This is a genomic window from Mesorhizobium sp. LEGMi-168a, assembly GCF_058312955.1.
In genome coordinates, this window is the sequence record NZ_JBZEGV010000005.1 from 174565 (window position 1) to 188984 (window position 14420).

Sequence of the window (14420 nt, forward strand, 5' to 3'; positions counted from 1 at the left end):
ATCTCCAAGGTTGCAGAAAAGTGCGGGGCGCCGAAGCTGCCAATCTCCCCCCTTGTGGGGGAGATGTCCGGCAGGACAGAGGGGGGCGCGAAGGAACTCTCATTCTCGAAGCTCAGCACCCCGACCGTCGATCCGCAAGTGTGAGATCAACCCGCCAAATAGGTGTCCGCCCAGTTCGATACCGCCCAGCGCGGGTTGTTGGCTATATTCCCGACCGTGTCGCGGGCGACGGAAATAAAGCTCCATTCGGCGACGTTGATCAGCGGCAGCTCGGCCGCCACCTTCCTCTGGAACTCCTTGTAGAGCTCGGTGCGCGCTGATGTGTCGAGCGTCTCCGAGGCCTTGGCGATCAGCGCATCCAGGTCGGCGTTCTTGTAGCCGCCCTGGTTGGAGAAGGGCACGCCGTCCGGAATGCCGCTCTGCACCAGGATGGTGGTGGAGATCGCCGGGTCGCCGCGGAACACCGGCGGGCCGACGGCAAGGTCGAAGGCGTGGTCGGTATAGACCGCCTTGATGTGCGCGGCCGAGTCGTTGTTGACGATCTCCGCGTCGATGCCGATGGCGGCCAGCGCCTGGCGCAGATAGTCGCCGAACTGCTTTGTTTCGTTGAAATAGGGCGCCGGCAACAGCTTCAGCGTGAACCGCTTGCCGTCGTCCGCGCGCCTGTAGCCGGCTTCGTCCAGCAGGTCGTTGGCCTTGGCAACGTCGAAGGGGTAGGTCGGGACGTCGGCGGTATAGAATTGCGGATCGTTCTTCGGCACCGGGCCGGTCGCAGTCGCGGCATAGCCGAGGAAGATCGTCTTGACGACGAAATCCTTGTCGATGGCATGCGCGATCGCCTGGCGCACCTTGAGATCGGCCAGTTCCTTGCGGCGGTGGTTGATCTCGACGACGAGCTGGTAGGTCAGCCCCTCATAGCCCTTGGTGACAACCTTCAGGCCCGGCACCTTGGAGATGCGGTCGAGATCGGCGAGCGGCACGGCCGAAAAGGCGGCAAGCTGGATCTCTTCGGCTTCGAGGGCCGCGGCTGCCGAGGTGCGGTCCGGCAGCACCTGGTAGACGATCTCGTCGAGATAGGGCTCGTCCTTGCCCCAATAGTCGTCGTTCCGCGCCAGCCGGTAGTATTGGCCGGCCTTGTATTCGGCGAACTTGAACGGGCCGGTGCCGATCGGCGCGTTGTTGGCCGGGTTGTCCTCGATCTTGCCCAGCTCATAGATATGTTTCGGCACGACACTCGACAGCGCCGGCAGCGCATTGCGGATGAGCTGGAACGGCGTCGGCTTGGCGAATTTGAAGACGGCGGTCAGGTCGTCGGGCGTGTCGACGGCTACGAGGTCCTTGAATACGGTGCGGCCGAGATTCTGCAGCGGCTTCCAGACCTGCAGCGCCGAGAAGGCGACGTCGGCGGAGGTGAAGGGCTTGCCGTCATGCCATTTGACGCTGTCGCGCAATTTGAAGGTCACCGACAGGCCGTCGGCGGCGCCTTCCCAGGAGAGTGCGAGGCGCGGCTCAAGGCCATCCTTGCCCTCGAAGGAGGCTTCGGCCAGCGTCTCGACGATCTTGCTGGAGATGAAGAAGACGCCGTTGGAAGCGACGATCGCCGGGTTCAAGTTGCGCGGCTCGGAGTCGGCGGCGACGATCAGCCTTCCGCCCTTCTTCGGCGCCTGCGCGCGACCGATGACCGGCAGCGCGGTCGAGGCCAGAAGCAGCGCCGAACCGGCAAGCAGGCCGCGGCGTGAAATGGTCAATTCGGACATCGCTCAACTCCCCTCTTCACCCGCGACAGGCGTGGGCAACCTCGAAATGAACGGGATTATGGCCCTTGGCAAAGGTTTCGCCAGAGACGGTTTTGGCGCAGGATAGCTTGGCTTTGAAATTTTCGTCCGCTGGACCAGTTATATCGGGGCCGCGGCTGCGGTCATCTGGTAGGACCAGATTGGAGGTAAATGCCACTTGGGGTCGCTGTGGCAGAGCCGGACCGGCAAGCGCTGTCGATTCTGGCTGGACCAGAGTGGTCAAAATGATGCAGATTTGGTCGACAGCCAAAAGTTCAAGAAGATGGGCCGCCTGAGCGGCCGGAAGATTCAGGGAGAGGTCGATGAATATCGCTCCGGGCAAAACCGAGGTCAGCAGCATCCCGTTCGACCAGGCGCGGGTGGACCGGCTGATGGAGGAGGCCGGCATCGACGTGCTCTTCGCCACTTCCAAGCACAACACGCAGTACCTGCTCGGCGGCTACAAGTTCATCTTCTTCGCGGCGATGGATGCCATCGGCCACAGCCGCTATCTGCCGATCGTCCTTTATGAGAAGGGTGGGCCGGAGCACGCGGCCTATATCGGCAACAAGATGGAAGGCGGCGAGCACCAGAACCATCCGTTCTGGACGCCGACATTGCATGCCGCCTGCTGGGGAACGCTCGACGCCGCCAATCTCGCTGTGGAGCATCTGCAGAAGATCGGCAAGGGAGCTGCCCGTATCGGCATCGAGCCGGGCTTCCTGCCGTCGGATGCCTATGCGCTGATCCGCAAGGCGCTGCCGGACGCGAAGCTGATCGACGCGACCGGCATGCTGGAGAACATGCGCGCCATCAAGACCGAGGCCGAGCTTGAGAAATTGCGCATCGCCTCGGAACTGATCACCGATTCCATGCTGGCGACGATCGCCTGGGCGCGCGAGGGCACGACCAAGACCGACATCATCGAGCAGCTCAGGCGCGAGCAGACCAACCGCGGCGCGCATTTCGAATATTGCCTGCTGACGCTGGGCTCGAGCCACAATCGCGCCGCGTCAAGCCAGGCGTGGAAGAAGGGCGAGGTGCTGTCGATCGATTCCGGCGGCAATTATCACGGCTATATCGGCGACCTCTGCCGCATGGGCGTGCTCGGCGAGCCGGATGCCGAGCTGGAAGATCTGCTGGCCGAGGTCGAGGCGGTGCAGAAGGCGGCCTTCTCAAAGGTCAAGGCCGGCACGCTCGGCGGCGACATGATCGCGCATGCGGAGAGTGTGCTGAAGGCCTCGAAGGTCGCGTCCTATACGGATTTCTTCGCCCACGGCATGGGATTGATCACGCATGAGGCGCCGTTCCTGATGACCAACCATCCGGTCACCTATGAAGGCACGTACGCGGCAAAGCCGCTGGAGAAAAATATGGTGCTCTCGGTCGAGACGACCATGCTTCACCCGACGCGCGGCTTCATCAAGCTGGAGGACACCGTCGCGGTGACAGACACCGGTTATGTGATGTTCGGCGATCGCGGCAGGGGGTGGAACAGGGGCGGGGCTGCTTAGCGCTGAGGCGCTCCCCCTCACCCGGATTGCCAGCCGAATTGCAAGCGCAATTCAGGGCAATCCGACCTCTCCCCGAGGGGAGAGGAGGGCGCCAACGCTGGCGCCTGTCTCTTCTCCCCTTGGGGAGAAGGTGGCCGCGCAGCGGCCGGATGAGGGGGCGTCACGCAGAGACGGCGCAACGATCACTTGCCCACCGGCAACAGCCTGAAGTCCGGCAGGTCACGCAGCGCCAGCTCCGGTCCGGCCGGCGAATAGACGACGAAGAGCTGCATCGGCTGGTCGCCGGTGTTGAGCGTCGAGTGAAACCGGCTTTCCGGCACGTAGATGGTGCAGCCGGGACCGACTTTCGCGACCACCGGATTGCCTTTCTCGTCCTCGACCATCTGCTCGCCATGGCCCGAGATGACGAAGATGATCTCCTCCGCGCCCGGATGGTTGTGGCGGGTATGCCCTTTGCCCGGCGGCAGGTCGACGACGCCGCCGGAAAAGCGCCCCGCGCCGTTCACCTCCGGCGCGACGGTGAGTGACAGCTTGCCCCAGTCGAAGCCGAAGGCGCTGACGTCCTTCGGGTAGACGAACACTTTGCTCCTGTCGGCCATTGTCTCATCCCTTCCTGTTCGCAACCGCCTTGAAATCCGCAGTCTGCCTTGCAATCGCTGCCTCGGCCGGCAGCCGCTCCATCGAGCTTGCGCCGTAGAAGCCGTGCAGCCCCTCGCAGCGCTCGAGAATGTAGCACGCGTCGTCGGGCATCGAGATCGGCCCGCCATGGCAAAGCAGGATGATATCCTTGCGCACCGAACGCGCGGCATCGGCAATGGCGTCGATCTCCTTCACGCAGGCATCGAGCGACTTCGCCGACGTCGCGCCGATCGAGCCGCCGGTCGTGACGCCCATATGGGCGACGACGATGTCGGCGCCGGCTCGTGCCATGGCGCGCGCTTCGTCCGGGTTGAAGACGTAAGGCGTCGTCAGCAGGTCGAGCTTGTGGGCTTCGGCGATCATGTCGACCTCGAGCCCAAAACCCATGCCGGTCTCCTCAAAACTCTGGCGCATGGTGCCGTCGAACAGGCCGACGGTCGGAAAATTCTGCACGCCGGAGAAGCCCATCGTCTTCAACTCGGTGAGCAACAGCGGCATGATGACGAACGGATCGGTGCCGTTGACGCCGGCCAGCACCGGCGTCTTCTTCACCACCGGCAGCACCTCATAGGCCATTTCCTTGACGATCTCGTTGGCGTTGCCATAGGCAAGCAGGCCGGCGGCCGAGCCGCGCCCCGCCATGCGGTAGCGGCCGGAATTGTAGATGATGATCAAGTCGATGCCGCCGGCTTCCTCGGCCTTGGCCGACAGACCGGTGCCGGCGCCACCGCCGACGATCGGCACGCCGTCGGCAATCATCTTGCGGAATTTTTCCAGGATCTGCTTGCGCGGGATGGCGGCCATCGGGTCTCACTTCTTGACGATATCGAGGAAGGCCTCGGCCGCGGCCTTGGCGAATGCAGGGTCGTTGATGTGCAGCGGCAGACGCGTCACGGTGCGGTTCTTCGTCGGCTTGATCGTGCGCTCGATAGCGTCGAACAGGGCGGCATCGGCTTCCGCGTCGAAGAAAGCGCCGCCCTCGATGTCGAGCGCGGACACGCCTTTTTCCGGGATCAGGAAGCGCACCGGGCCTTCACAGCGGGCGAGGCGGCCGCCGATCCATTCGCCGATCCGGCGGCATTCGTCAGTCGTGGTGCGCATCAGCGTGACGTTCGGGTTGTGCTCGTAGAACAGCCGGTCCCGATAGCGCTCGGGGATCGTCGGAGGCGCCCAAAAGTTCACCATGTCGAGCGCGCCGACCGAGCCGACATAGGGCAGTCTCGTGCGGGCAATCGCGCCGAAGCGATCCTCGGTCGCCGGCAACACGCCACCGAACAGCAGGTCGCAGACCTCGGTCGTGGTGATGTCGAGGATACCGGCGAGCAGACCTGAGTCGGCAAGCTTCTCCATCGAGCGGCCGCCGGTGCCGGTGGCGTGGAAGACCATGCAGTCATAGTCTGCCCGCAGCCGGTCGGCGATTGCCGTGACGCATGGCGTGGTGACGCCGAACATGGTGAGGCCAAGCGCCGGTTTGCCGGCCGCGGACGGCGCCGGCTTCGCGGCCATGCCGGCGATGGCCTGGGCGGCATTGTGCAGCACGACCCGCGACAGGCGGTTAAGGCCGGCCATGTCGGTCACCGACGGCATCATGATAATGTCGGAGACGTCGACATAAGGCGCGGTGTCGCCGGAAGCGAGTGTCGAGACCATGATCTTCGGCAGGCCGAGCGGCAGCGCGCGCATGCCGGCGGTGACGATCGAGGTGCCGCCGCCGCCGCCGATGCCGATGACGCCGGCGACGTCGTCGCGGGATTGGATGAAGCGGGTAAAGGCGACGCCCATGCCGGCAACGGCCGTGCCGCGATCGTCGATGCCGAGCACGGCGCCGGCTCCGTCCGGATGATGCGCGGCGACCTCGCTGGCCTGGATGTCCACCGGCACGGTGGCGCCGCGCGTGCCGATGTCGACGCGGGCGACCGCGTCGCCGGCGGCAGTGACGGCATCGGCCAGGAAGGCGAGTTCCTCACCCTTGGTGTCGGCCGTGCCGACCACATAGATGCGCTTCATCCGCGTTTCCCCGTTGTCTCTCTCGTTCTCCGGCGCGCCCGGCATTGCCGCCTGCCGCTTCTTGCACGGCGCGATGCCTTGCAATTTTTTGAGACGCGCGTATCGTATTGACATGGATGTCTCACGTCAACAAGCCGCTTCGAACGACGACGCCGAGCAAATGCCGGCAGCCGAAAAGGGGCCGCGCGCGCGAACGAGGCGGCTGATGCTGGAGACGGCGACGCGGCTGATGCAGGCTGGTGTGACGCCTTCGGTGAGTGAGGTGGCCGAGGCAGCGCAGGTCTCCCGCGCGACCGCCTATCGCTACTTCCCGAGCCAGGCGGCGCTGGTGCAGGCGGTCGTCGACGAAGGGCTCGGTCCGATCCTGACCTGGAAATCGGCTTCGACCGATCCCGAGCGGCGAGTGGCGGATCTGTTCGCCTCCGCCATGCCGCGCATCGAGGCTTTCGAGGCGACCTTCAAGGCGGCGCTCAAGTTGTCGCTCGACCAGTGGGCGCAGCGGCAGGCGGGCACGCTGGGCACCGAGCCAGCCTTCAAGCGCGGTCATCGCGTCGATCTTTTGAAGGACGCGATCGCGCCGCTCAAGGGTCAACTCAAGCCGCGCCAGTTCAAGCGTCTTGCCCAGGCGCTGTCGATGATGTTCGGCGTCGAGGTGCTGATCGTGCTGAAGGACATATGGGGGCTGGAGAGCCGTGACATGATGTCGGTCGCCGACTGGGCGGCGGGTGCGCTGGTGCGCGCGGCGATAGCGGAATCAGAGGTGAAAGCGGGTGGAGTTTCGACATCATCCAAGACGGAAATGTCCTAAATCTGGTTCGACCAGATTGGAGGGTCAGCTACCGATAATAATTGTGGTGCATCGCCAGAAGCAAGGCCTTCATGTATCAAGGAGTAGGAAAAATAAGGGAAAACAGACAGATACTGCCTCGATTGGCTTGTCGAACCGCTTCGAGGCGTACAAGAAAGCGCTTGACGTCCCTCTTGAATTGGTAATACCAGATCAGTACACATAAAGCAGATCGAAAGTGAGGGCTGCGATCCATTTTTTCCGGCAGGGTGAGGAGGCTTGATGCCGGAAAAGTGCCATCACGGGAGGAACTACCAGGGCCGACCATGCTGCCGGCTCGCATGACACGGTAGAATGCGCACCAGGGAGGAAAACTATGCGCAAGATAGTAACCAGCGTGCTTGCTGGTATCGGCCTGTCGCTTGCCTGCGGGACATCCGTCTATGCGCAGGATAAGGAACTCACCATCTTCTGGGCGGAATGGGATCCGGCCAACTATTTGCAGGAACTCGGCAACGAGTATGAGAAGGAAACCGGCGTCAAGATCACGGTGGAAACCACGCCCTGGTCGGACTTCCAGACCAAGGCCTTCACCGAATTCAACGCCCATGGCGACGCCTACGACATGGTGGTCGGCGACTCGCAATGGCTCGGCGCCGGCTCGACCGGCGGCCACTATGTCGACCTGACCGACTTCTTCAACAAGCACAAGCTGAACGACGTGATGGCGCCGGCGACGGTGAAATATTACGCCGAATATCCTGGCAACAGCGGTAAGTACTGGGCGATCCCGCTCGAAGGCGACGCCGTCGGCTGGTCCTACCGCAAGGACTGGTTCGAGGATCCGAAGGAAAAGGAAGCCTTCAAGGCCAAATACGGCTACGACCTCGACGTGCCGAAGGATTTCAAGGCGCTGCATGATATCGCCGAATTCTTCCAACGGCCGGACCAGAAGAAATACGGCATCGCCATCTACACCGACAATTCCTATGACGCGATGGCGATGGGCTTCGAGAATGCGCTGTTCTCCTATGGCGGCGAATTGGGCGACTATTCGAGCTACAAGGTCGATGGCATCATCAACTCGGACAAGGCTGTCGCCGCGCTCGACGCCTATCGGGATCTCTACAAGTTCACGCCTCCGGGCTGGGCCAAATCGTTCTTCGTCGAGGACAACCAGGCGATCACCGAGAACCTGGCTGCGATGAGCATGAACTATTTCGCGTTCTTCCCCTCGCTGATCAACGAGGCGTCGAACCCGAACGCCAAGAACACCGGCTTCTTCGCCAATCCTCCGGGACCCAATGGCGATCAGTTCGCAGCCCTCGGCGGCCAGGGCATTTCGATCGTCTCCTACTCGCAGAAGCAGGACGAGGCGATGAAGTTCCTCGAATGGTTCATCAAGGACGAAACCCAGAAGAAGTGGGCGGCGCTCGGCGGCTACACCTGCAGCGCGGCCGTGCTGAAGTCGCCTGAATTCCAGAACGCCACGCCCTACAACAAGGCCTTCTACGAGACCATGTTCAAGGTGAAGGACTTCTGGGCGGTGCCGGAATATGCCGAACTGCTGCAGCAGCTCAACCAGCGCATCTATCCCTACGTGATCGGTGGACCCGGCACGGCCAAGGAGACGCTCGACGCACTGGCTGGCGACTGGAACGCGACCTTCAAGAAATACGGCCGCGTGAAGTAACCGACATGCCTCACGGAGGAGGCATTCCATGCCTCCTCCGCTCTCTTTTCTGAAATCTGGAGCAGGGTTTTGGCTACCACGATGATCACCACGCTGGACAGGTCCTCGCGGGCCGCGGCCCGCGGCCTCAGCGACATTTCGATCCGCAATCTCTTCATCATCCCGACGATCCTGTTCCTGATCGTCTTCAATATTTTCCCGCTGATCTATTCGCTGGGTTACTCCTTCACCGACTTCCGCGCCTCGACCAATGCGCCGGCTAATTTCGTCGGGCTGCAGAATTATCGCGACCTGCTCAGCGATCCCTATGTCTGGTCGAACTTCGCCATCACCGCGAAATATGTCATCATCTCGGTCGCCGGACAGCTTTTCGTCGGCTTCGGCGTGGCGATGCTGCTCAACCGCGACATCCCGATGAAGGGCCTTTTGACGACGCTGCTTCTGTTGCCGATGATGCTCTCGATGGCCGTTGTCGGCCTGTTCTGGAAGCTGCTCTACGATCCGTCCTTCGGCATCATCAACTACGCGCTCGGGCTCGGCACGTTCGAATGGCTGTCCGATCCGAAGATGGCGCTCTACGCGGTGGCGCTCACCGACATCTGGATGTGGTCGCCCTTCGTCATGCTTCTATCGCTGGCCGGTCTCTCGGCGGTGCCGAAGCATCTCTACGAGGCCGCCGCGATCGATCGCGCGGGGCCGTTCTATACCTTCTTCCGCATCACCTTGCCGCTGGTCGCGCCGATCCTGATGATCGCGATCATCTTCCGCACCATGGAAGCGTTCAAGACCTTCGACCTCGCCTATATTCTCACCAGCCAGCCGACGGCCGAGCTGATTTCGATCCGCCTCTACAAGATGGCATTCCAGGAATGGCAGACCGGCCGTTCCTGCGCCATGGCCTACATCGTGCTGATCATGGTGCTGGCGATCACCAACATCTACGTGAAATACCTCAACAAGGTGAAGGAGCGCTGAGATGGCTGCCGTCCGCACATCTTCCGAAGTCGCCTTCAACCGGATAGCCATCGTCGCCGTTCTGGTGGTGACGATCATCTTCCTGGCGCCGATCTACTGGATCGCCTCGACCGCCTTCAAGCCGCGTAACCTTGCCACGACGATCCCGCCGACGGTGGTGTTCCAGCCGGAGATATCGCCCTTCGTGAAGCTGTTCGCCAAGCGCTCGCAACTGCGCAGCCCGCCGACGCCGGAAGAGTATGCGGCGGCCCCATGGTGGGAGCGCGTCGTCTTCAACGGCGGCGAGAAGATCGTGCGCGACGGCCAGGGCAATGTGCAGTGGTCGGGTTACCCAAGCCGCTTCATGAATTCGCTTATCGTCGCCATCACCTCGACGATCCTGGCGGTCGGCATGGGCACCTTCACCGCCTACGGCTTCTCGCGCTTCAAGGTGAAGGGAGAGGCGGACCTGCTCTTCTTCATCCTGTCGACACGCATGCTGCCGCCGGTGGTGGTCGCCATTCCGATGTTCCTGATGTACCGGGCCGCGGGGCTGAACGATTCCCATCTCGGCCTCATCATCCTCTACACCGCTTTCAATCTCTCCTTCTCGGTGTGGCTGATGAAGGGCTTCATCGACGAGATCCCGAAAGAGTATGAGGAGGCGGCGCTGGTCGACGGCTACACGCGCATGGAAGCCTTCTTCAAGATCGTGCTGCCCGAGGCCGCGACCGGCATCGCCGCCACCGCCGTGTTCTGCTTCATCACGGCGTGGAACGAATATGCCTTCGCGCTGATCATGACCAACCGCCGCGCGCAAACCGCGCCGCCCTTCATCCCGAGCCAAGTCGGTTCCGGCCTGCCCGACTGGACGGTGATCGCGGCGGGCACCTTCCTGTTCCTGCTGCCGGTCGCGATCTTCACCTTCCTGCTCCGCAACCATCTCTTGCGCGGCATGTCCTTCGGAGCGATCCGCAAATGAGTTTTCGCGCCATCAACGAAAAGTACCTGGAGCCCGGATCGCAGATCCTGATGGTGCTGGGCATCATCGCGCTCTGCCAGCCGTGGAACATGCTGTTGCACAGCTATGGGGTGACCATCATCCTGATCGGGCTGATCGGCTTCAACATCACCTCCAAGATCCCGCGCGAGGAGGAGGCCGGCACCGGACACGGGGCGGCTGAGCAGGCGCGAAATCAGGGGGCACAGCATTGACCCAGATCGAGCTTCGCGGCGTCCAGAAATTCTTCGGCGCGGTCCAGGTCATCAAGGACCTGAACCTCAAGATCGACGACAACGAGTTCATCGTGCTGCTCGGACAATCGGGCTGCGGCAAGACGACGACGCTGCGCGCCATAGCCGGGCTGGAGACGATCGACCAGGGCGACATCCTGATCGACGGCAAGCCAGTGCAGCATCTCAAGGCCGCCGACCGCGACATCGCCATGGTGTTCCAGTCGTTCTCGCTCTATCCGCACATGAACGTCTACGAGAACATCGCCTTCCCGCTGCGCGCGACGCGCAAGAGCAGGAGCGAGATCGATACCGAGGTGCGCTCGGTCGCCAAGACGCTGCAGATCACCGACCTCATCAACAAGAAGCCGTCGGCGCTGTCGGGCGGCGACATGCAGCGCGTCGCGATCGGCCGCGCGCTGGTGCGGCGCCCAAAGGCGATGCTGATGGACGAGCCGATCGGCGCGCTCGACGCCAAGCTGCGCGAGGAGATGCGCGCCGAGATCAAGCGGCTGCACATCAAGCAGGGCTCGACCAGCATCTATGTCACCCACGACCAGATCGAGGCGATGAGCCTCGCCGACCGCATCGTCATCATGCATGAAGGCGTGCTGCAGCAGGTCGGTACGCCGGACGAGGTCTATTCGCACCCGGCCAATCTGTTCGTCGCGCAGTTCGTCGGCAGCCCGGTGATGAACGTGGCTGAAGCCAGGGTCGCCGAGAACGCCTCGGCCGCGTCGGTCACTGTCGGGGACGCGGCGAGCGGCTTCGAGTTCCCGCGCGCGCTGCTGTCGAAGCTCAACGGCCATGCCGGCGGCGAGCTTGCGCTTGGCATCCGGCCGGAGGGCGTGCTTGTGCGCCACGAGGCGGCGGAAGGCTTCGTGCCGGTCGAGACGCAGATCGTCGAGCCGCTCGGCTCCTTCGACATCGTCGATCTCAAGGTCGGTTCCAAGATGCTGCGTGCCCGCACCAAGAGCGGCTTTGTCAGCGGGCCGGGCGAGAAGGTCTATGTCCGGATCGACCCTTCGCAGGCGCATTTCTTCGACGCGGCGAGTGGCAAGTCGCTTGGGGTGAGATTGTGACGGCCGAAGGACGCGAAAAGCCAACGATTTGGCCTTTCGAACAATCGAACGCCCGGAGCCATAGCGGAGGGCAGACGCCCTCGAATAGAAATTGAGACGGTAGACATGGCCCATATCCAGCTCAAGAACATCTCGAAGACGTTCGGCACGCACACCGCGCTGTCGGGACTCAATCTCGACATCGCCGATGGCGAATTCTTCGTGCTTCTCGGCGAGACCGGCGCCGGCAAGACGACGACGCTCAGGATGATCGCGGGCCTCGAAAAGCCGACCGAGGGCCAGGTCTTCATCGACGGCGTCGACGTCGCCGACTGGGGCGCGGCAGAGCGCGACGTGGCCCTCGTGCTGCAGCAATATTCGCTCTATCCGCGCTACACGGTGCGGCAGAATCTCGAGTTCCCGCTGAAGCCGAAGATCCGCCGCTTGCCGGACACCGAGATCAGGGACCGTGTCGCGCGTGCCGCCCGCACGCTGCGCATCGAGCACCTGCTCGACCGCAAGACCGACCGGCTGTCCGGCGGCGAGATGCAGCGCGTCTCGATCGGCCGGGCCATCGTGCGCAAGCCGCGCGTGTTCCTGATGGACGAGCCGTTGTCGGCGCTCGACGCGAAGCTTCGCGAAGCGCTGCGCACGGAGTTGAAAAACCTCCAGATGCAGCTCGGAGCGACGTTTCTGTTCGTCACCCACGACCAGATCGAGGCGATGTCGATGGGCGACAAGGTCGGCGTGCTCAACCATGGCCGCATCGTCCAGACCGGCACGCCGCAGGAGATCTACAACAACCCGCGCGACACCTATGTCGCGAGCTTTGTCGGCTCGCCGCCGATGAACCTCATCGACGGCAAGCTGGTCGAAAATCGCGCGGTGATGGCGCCGATGAATTTCGAGTTGCCGCTTTCAGGGGGCGCCAAGAGGGGTGGCGCGGCCGACGGTCGCCCGCTCGTCTTCGGCATCCGTCCGGAGGACGTCTATCTGGAGAGCGGCGCGCCAGTCGAGGCCCGCGTCCACGACGTCGAGAACCATGGCGTTGAGAAGATCGTGACGCTGAGGGTCGGCGACGCGATGCTGAGAGCCACCGTGCCGGCGAGGACTGCTGTCGAGATCGAGCAGCCGGTGCGCTTTGCCTGGAATCCGGACAAGGTGGTGATGTTCGACAAGGGCAGCGGCGTGAGCCTGCGGCACGCCGGATAGCGGGCCAGCCGTTCGTCCGACTGCCACTGCCCGGGCTACTTCGGCAGATAGGTCTCGTAAGGCGTGTCGTTGATCAGCAGGATCACGCATTCGGTGTCCGACAGGCAGGCATCGTCATGCATTTCGTTGGCCTTCTGGGTCCAGTAGGAGCCAGGCGGCAATTCGACCTTGGTTGCTTCGCCGCCGTCCATCTGCCAATGCGCCCAAACGCCCTTGATCACCACGGCGCGGTAATCGGCGGTGTGCGCGTGGACAGGCGCATGCCAGTTGCCGGGAACCTTCAGCAATGTGCCGGCCGGCCCTTTCGCCCGCTCGCCCCATAGCGGGCCGAGGCGCTGCGGCTGGTCCGGCGCTTCGACGACATAAGGGATCTTGTCGGCGGGCAGGTAGCTGTCTTCAAGGGCAAGCGCCGGTCCGGGAAGGACGGTCAGCGCGGCAAGCGCGAGCGGTGCAAGATGTTTGGCCATGGCGGTCTCCTCCGCCGGCCAGCTTATGCGGCCCATGCCGACGGGGAATGACGCGCCGTCCAAAAGACTTGGCAATTCCTCCAGTACGGCAGTGGCTCGGGCGTCAGGATTGCTCCTCGCCGCCGGCGTGGCGCAGATGGCTCGGCGCGACACCCATGACGCGCTTGAAGGCTCGGCTGAAGGAGGCTTCCGAATCGTAGCCGAGTTTCGCCGCCGCCACCGACACCCTCATGCCGTCGCGGGCAAGCCATTGCCGTGCCTGATGCATGCGCACGCGCAGCACATATTTAGCCGGCGTCTCGCCGACCACGGTGGCGAAGCGCTGCGCGAAGGCCGAGCGCGAAGCGCCCATCAATCGCGCCAGCGCCTCGACCGTCCAGTCGCGGTCGGGCTGCAGGTGGATGGAAGCGAGCACCTTGCCGACGTCCGGATTGCGGACCGCGGCGATCCAGCCGGTGGCATCGCCGCAGCCGTTCTCCACCCAGGAGCGGATGATCGTGGCGGCGAGCACGTCGGCGAGCCGAGCCAGGATGCCGCCGGAGCCGACCCGGTCCATCGTCACCTCGCCGGCCATCGCGTCGAGCAGATGCTGGATGCCCGGCGCGTTCGCCATCAGCTTATGCGCCTGCATCAGGTCGGGCATCATGTCGAGCAGCGGATGCGAGCCGTCGAGATTGAAATGCATGCTGCCGCAAAACAGCAGGGTCTTGCAGCCGTCGCAGCCGTTCGAGACGTCGTAAATGTTCTCGCAGACCGGCTCGATGGTGTAGCGGCCGATCGGCACGGGCGGCACGCCCGGCGCGCTGGCCAGCACGTGCTCGTCGCCGCGCGGGATGAGCAGCGCGTCGCCCACCGAGAGCTCGATCCATTCCTTGGCCGGGGAGAACAGCCAGCAGCCTTGCTGGCCGATGAAATGGAAACGCGCCGCCTTCTGCGCGGGGAAGGAAACGGCCCAGGGCTCACCCAGCACGCAGCGGCCATAGTCGACGCCGTCAAGCCGCAAACCGCGCAGCATGTCGGTCAGCGGATCGCCGGATGCCGGTAAGGTGGTTTTGGACGAATTGTAATTCATTTCGGT

Annotated in this window: 15 protein-coding genes; 8 read left to right on the plus strand and 7 right to left on the minus strand. The window is 63.4% G+C overall.

The window, feature by feature from the left end; genetic code table 11:
* Window positions 1-146: 146 nt before the first annotated feature.
* Together AC4FWB_RS09595 and AC4FWB_RS09600 are read right to left on the minus strand one after the other, a co-directional pair.
* Window positions 147-1757, minus strand: a complete 1611-nt coding sequence (locus tag AC4FWB_RS09595) for an ABC transporter substrate-binding protein (protein ID WP_491025757.1) — start codon at window positions 1755-1757, stop codon at window positions 147-149.
* Window positions 1758-1773: 16 nt separating this feature from the next.
* Complete coding sequence (locus tag AC4FWB_RS09600) at window positions 1774-2136, minus strand: hypothetical protein (RefSeq protein ID WP_491025758.1); 363 nt, start codon at window positions 2134-2136, stop codon at window positions 1774-1776.
* Here AC4FWB_RS09600 and AC4FWB_RS09605 point away from each other — a divergent pair.
* Complete coding sequence (locus AC4FWB_RS09605; RefSeq protein WP_491025759.1) at window positions 2099-3289, plus strand: M24 family metallopeptidase; 1191 nt, start codon at window positions 2099-2101, stop codon at window positions 3287-3289. The genes AC4FWB_RS09600 and AC4FWB_RS09605 overlap by 38 nt on opposite strands.
* 182 nt (window positions 3290-3471) lie before the next feature.
* Here AC4FWB_RS09605 and AC4FWB_RS09610 read toward each other — a convergent pair whose 3' ends face one another.
* The 3 genes from AC4FWB_RS09610 to AC4FWB_RS09620 are packed head-to-tail and all read right to left on the minus strand — an operon-like array spanning window position 3472 to window position 5935.
* Window positions 3472-3888: a cupin domain-containing protein gene (locus tag AC4FWB_RS09610; protein ID WP_491025760.1), complete on the minus strand. Its 417-nt coding sequence runs from the start codon at window positions 3886-3888 to the stop codon at window positions 3472-3474.
* A gap of 4 nt (window positions 3889-3892) precedes the next feature.
* Complete coding sequence (locus AC4FWB_RS09615; protein WP_491025761.1) at window positions 3893-4732, minus strand: phosphoenolpyruvate hydrolase family protein; 840 nt, start codon at window positions 4730-4732, stop codon at window positions 3893-3895.
* A gap of 6 nt (window positions 4733-4738) precedes the next feature.
* The gene (locus AC4FWB_RS09620) at window positions 4739-5935 is read right to left on the minus strand and encodes a Tm-1-like ATP-binding domain-containing protein (RefSeq protein ID WP_491025762.1); all 1197 of its coding nucleotides are present in this window, start codon (window positions 5933-5935) and stop codon (window positions 4739-4741) included.
* A 112-nt stretch (window positions 5936-6047) separates the two neighbouring features.
* Between AC4FWB_RS09620 and AC4FWB_RS09625 the strand changes: the two genes are divergently transcribed.
* From AC4FWB_RS09625 to AC4FWB_RS09655, 7 genes are all read left to right on the plus strand, one after another.
* A complete protein-coding gene (locus AC4FWB_RS09625) occupies window positions 6048-6743 on the plus strand; it encodes a TetR/AcrR family transcriptional regulator (RefSeq protein ID WP_491025763.1) in 696 nt (231 codons plus the stop codon).
* 355 nt (window positions 6744-7098) lie between these two features.
* Complete coding sequence (locus AC4FWB_RS09630) at window positions 7099-8415, plus strand: ABC transporter substrate-binding protein (protein WP_491025764.1); 1317 nt, start codon at window positions 7099-7101, stop codon at window positions 8413-8415.
* Between the two features lie 69 nt (window positions 8416-8484).
* Window positions 8485-9390, plus strand: a complete 906-nt coding sequence (locus tag AC4FWB_RS09635; protein WP_491025765.1) for a carbohydrate ABC transporter permease — start codon at window positions 8485-8487, stop codon at window positions 9388-9390.
* A 1-nt stretch (window position 9391) separates the two neighbouring features.
* On the plus strand, window positions 9392-10351 hold the full coding sequence (locus AC4FWB_RS09640) for a carbohydrate ABC transporter permease (protein ID WP_126097797.1): 960 nt from the start codon (window positions 9392-9394) through the stop codon (window positions 10349-10351).
* Window positions 10348-10584, plus strand: coding sequence for a hypothetical protein (locus AC4FWB_RS09645; protein ID WP_126097798.1), 237 nt, complete (start codon window positions 10348-10350; stop codon window positions 10582-10584). The genes AC4FWB_RS09640 and AC4FWB_RS09645 overlap by 4 nt, the downstream gene beginning before the upstream one ends.
* The gene (locus tag AC4FWB_RS09650) at window positions 10581-11684 is read left to right on the plus strand and encodes an ABC transporter ATP-binding protein (RefSeq protein WP_491025766.1); all 1104 of its coding nucleotides are present in this window, start codon (window positions 10581-10583) and stop codon (window positions 11682-11684) included. The genes AC4FWB_RS09645 and AC4FWB_RS09650 overlap by 4 nt, the downstream gene beginning before the upstream one ends.
* Window positions 11685-11789: 105 nt before the next feature.
* Window positions 11790-12875, plus strand: coding sequence for an ABC transporter ATP-binding protein (locus tag AC4FWB_RS09655; protein WP_491025767.1), 1086 nt, complete (start codon window positions 11790-11792; stop codon window positions 12873-12875).
* A gap of 35 nt (window positions 12876-12910) precedes the next feature.
* Here AC4FWB_RS09655 and AC4FWB_RS09660 read toward each other — a convergent pair whose 3' ends face one another.
* Both AC4FWB_RS09660 and AC4FWB_RS09665 read right to left on the minus strand, forming a co-directional pair.
* Complete coding sequence (locus tag AC4FWB_RS09660; RefSeq protein ID WP_491025768.1) at window positions 12911-13342, minus strand: DUF4437 domain-containing protein; 432 nt, start codon at window positions 13340-13342, stop codon at window positions 12911-12913.
* A gap of 103 nt (window positions 13343-13445) precedes the next feature.
* A complete protein-coding gene (locus tag AC4FWB_RS09665; RefSeq protein ID WP_491025769.1) occupies window positions 13446-14414 on the minus strand; it encodes an AraC family transcriptional regulator in 969 nt (322 codons plus the stop codon).
* Window positions 14415-14420: the final 6 nt, after the last annotated feature.

Excerpts from the sequence above, each read along its gene's own strand:
- AC4FWB_RS09660 (WP_491025768.1), bottom strand. The coding sequence starts at position 13,342 with ATGGCCAAACATCTTGCACCGCTCGCGCTTGCCGCGCTGACCGTCCTT.
- AC4FWB_RS09620 (WP_491025762.1), bottom strand. The coding sequence starts at position 5,935 with ATGAAGCGCATCTATGTGGTCGGCACGGCCGACACCAAGGGTGAGGAA.
- AC4FWB_RS09625 (WP_491025763.1), top strand. The coding sequence starts at position 6,048 with ATGGATGTCTCACGTCAACAAGCCGCTTCGAACGACGACGCCGAGCAA.
- AC4FWB_RS09610 (WP_491025760.1), bottom strand. The coding sequence starts at position 3,888 with ATGGCCGACAGGAGCAAAGTGTTCGTCTACCCGAAGGACGTCAGCGCC.
- AC4FWB_RS09665 (WP_491025769.1), bottom strand. The coding sequence starts at position 14,414 with ATGAATTACAATTCGTCCAAAACCACCTTACCGGCATCCGGCGATCCG.
- AC4FWB_RS09605 (WP_491025759.1), top strand. The coding sequence starts at position 2,099 with ATGAATATCGCTCCGGGCAAAACCGAGGTCAGCAGCATCCCGTTCGAC.
- AC4FWB_RS09645 (WP_126097798.1), top strand. The coding sequence starts at position 10,348 with ATGAGTTTTCGCGCCATCAACGAAAAGTACCTGGAGCCCGGATCGCAG.
- AC4FWB_RS09600 (WP_491025758.1), bottom strand. The coding sequence starts at position 2,136 with ATGCTGCTGACCTCGGTTTTGCCCGGAGCGATATTCATCGACCTCTCC.
- AC4FWB_RS09630 (WP_491025764.1), top strand. The coding sequence starts at position 7,099 with ATGCGCAAGATAGTAACCAGCGTGCTTGCTGGTATCGGCCTGTCGCTT.
- AC4FWB_RS09595 (WP_491025757.1), bottom strand. The coding sequence starts at position 1,757 with ATGTCCGAATTGACCATTTCACGCCGCGGCCTGCTTGCCGGTTCGGCG.
- AC4FWB_RS09640 (WP_126097797.1), top strand. The coding sequence starts at position 9,392 with ATGGCTGCCGTCCGCACATCTTCCGAAGTCGCCTTCAACCGGATAGCC.
- AC4FWB_RS09615 (WP_491025761.1), bottom strand. The coding sequence starts at position 4,732 with ATGGCCGCCATCCCGCGCAAGCAGATCCTGGAAAAATTCCGCAAGATG.
- AC4FWB_RS09655 (WP_491025767.1), top strand. The coding sequence starts at position 11,790 with ATGGCCCATATCCAGCTCAAGAACATCTCGAAGACGTTCGGCACGCAC.